2 protein-coding genes are annotated in these 2,495 nt (G+C 42.2%); one reads left to right on the top strand and one right to left on the bottom strand.

From position 1 onward, the window contains the following. Positions 1-406 precede the first annotated feature (406 nt). The gene (locus BCT81_RS18430; RefSeq protein WP_102425405.1) at positions 407-1,876 is read left to right on the top strand and encodes a transporter substrate-binding domain-containing protein; all 1,470 of its coding nucleotides are present in this window, start codon (positions 407-409) and stop codon (positions 1,874-1,876) included. A gap of 110 nt (positions 1,877-1,986) precedes the next feature. On the opposite strand, the gene BCT81_RS18435 is transcribed toward BCT81_RS18430, so the two are convergent. Further along, a partial coding sequence (locus tag BCT81_RS18435) for a DUF3332 family protein (protein ID WP_241908234.1) occupies positions 1,987-2,495 on the bottom strand: 509 nt, incomplete at its 5' end.

The following is a 2,495-nucleotide window of genomic DNA, read 5'->3' on the forward strand; positions in this document are numbered from 1 at the left end:
CAATACTATTATCTATTTGTATATTTTTTTGTAATGAAGGTATGTTTTCAGTACTGATTTTGAATTGGCCCCTAAACGACCGAATTAAGAACATATGTGGGCAGGTAGGAATAATATTAAGAGGTACACGTCAAGAAGAGTTATAGGATTACTCTATAACTACTATAGTTTCGGCCGTATTTCGGAAGAGATAGTTTTCGGTATAATTCGACTCCCTTAATTACTAGCGCGATGAGATGATCTGCGCACTATGTTATTTTTAAGATCAATCCACTCCTCACTGAACAACGTTATGGCGACTTCCTCTCGTTAAATTGCTTCGCGTTAAACACTTCCTACATTGCACAAGTATTACTGAGGTTTTTGGCTTTATCGCATTAGAAATGGCGCTACAGGAATACTGCATATGACGAACATTAAAGGCGCTACACGCTTATCGAAAGCATTGCTCTTTATCTCTATTCTTTCTAAGTCCGCTTTCGGTCTAGAAGTGCCAGATAACGCACTTGAATCCTATGTTGGTGATTTCTCGGCTTTGAAAGTGAAAGGTGTAGTACGTGTTTTAGTCTCTGGTGACATCGGTTTCTATCACATTGAAAACGGTAAGCCGAAAGGGATTTTGGCCGAGCAAATCTATTACTTTGATCAGGCACTTAAACTGAGTGATCCACTGCTGCGCGTTAAGGTGATTCCGGTAGAGCGAAGCGAATTACTTGAAGCGTTAAATCAAGGGCGGGGCGATATTGCTATCGCGAACCTTACAGTAACCGAAGAGCGTCAAAGGCTGGTGGATTTCAGCATGCCCATTCGCCGCGATATCGATGAGGTGTTAGTGACAAGCCTATCTAAGCCTTCAATCAGCAATGTCACACAACTACAGGGTAAAGAAGTGTGGCTTAAGCAGGATTCTAGCTACATCAGTAGCGTTCAAAAATTGAATCAACAGTTTGAGAAAAAGGGGATGGAACCCATCTATATTCACTTACTCAACGCGAACCTCCAAGACCTTGAACTCCTCGAGCTGATTAAGAGTGAGAAGATCACAGCAACCATCGTTGATAGCCATAAGTTGGAATTGTGGGACAGTTTAGAGAAGGGCATTAAGATCCATGAGGACATTACCTTTAGAGAAGATGCAGATATCGCGTGGGCCATTCGTAAGAATAGTCCTCAACTGAAAGCCCAAATAGACCAGTATTTGCAAGAATCGAAACAGGGCACGTTACTCGGGAACGTGATTGATAATCGCTATTTAGACAGCGTTTCATGGATGAGTCGCGCCTCTAACCCACAGCAAAACCGACAACGAGATAAACTAGAAGCTTTGTTTGTCTCGTATGGTGAGAAGTACGATATCGACTGGTTCATTCTTCTAGCGATGGCTTTTCAAGAATCAGGGCTCGACCACTCGAAAGTGTCGCACCGTGGTGCCGTGGGTATTATGCAAGTGATGCCTAAAACGGCGCGGGATTGGTATGTGGATATTGATAATGTGCACGATTTGGAAAGTAACATCCATGCTGGAAGCAAGTATTTACGCTTTATTCATGATAGGTACTTTGATAAGCCTGAAATAGCTGACATCGATAAGATTTACTTTAGCTTAGCTGCCTATAATGCTGGACCAGCTAAAATACGAAGAATGCGAAAATTAGCGGCGCAGCAAGGGTATAACCCAAATAAATGGTTTAATCACGTTGAGGTTGTCGCAAGAGAGAACATAAGCCAAGAACCAGTAAAGTATGTCGCTAATATAAGTCGCTATTTTACGATTTATCAGCGCCTAGATGAATTTCAAGACACTCGAGAAGAGCAGTTAGGTAATATGACAAAGCAATTGAATATCAAGCGACTGTCTGACTACTTTGTTTATTAACAAGTGCCTGATTAATATTATGAGTCAAAAAAAGGGGTAGCGTTCTGCTACCCCTTTTCGTGTTATAAGCACTGACAATTGCTAGTTATTTTTAATCACTCAATATGAGCTTATGATTGCTCCGCAGAAGCCATGTACATCTGCATCTCTTCTAAACTGGTTTTTGCGATAACTTGGTTATCAAGAGAGTAGTGGACTTCATCGCCAAAACGGTGACCAGTTAGTGTTGCACGTGTGCCGTCGTTGTACGTGAGTTCGATAGCAACTTCATCTTGATTGATAACTTTCATTTCACTGTGGTCAATGACGTGCTTAGCTAGTGGGTCGATAGGCGCGTCTGTGAGGCTGTCATCCAGTTGATCATTAATATCGATATATGTATCGACCTTAGTGTCAAAGATGTGCGGCTTTTTGTTGATAGGGTTTTTACCCGTCCAAAACTCCAGCGAGTTAAACACAATGTAGTCTGCAGCAACCGTGATACCGTAAGCGGGTGCCAGTAGCATGTTTAATCCACCGCGAGCGTAGCGGTTATCTACAGCTTTCACGTTGAACTCCATCAGCTTACCCGTTACCGCATTGCTACCAACACAACCAAATAAGGTGACTAGGCTTGCTG

Origin of the sequence: Vibrio sp. 10N.261.52.A1, assembly GCF_002876325.1 — a bacterium.
Lineage (GTDB): Bacteria > Pseudomonadota > Gammaproteobacteria > Enterobacterales > Vibrionaceae > Vibrio > Vibrio chagasii.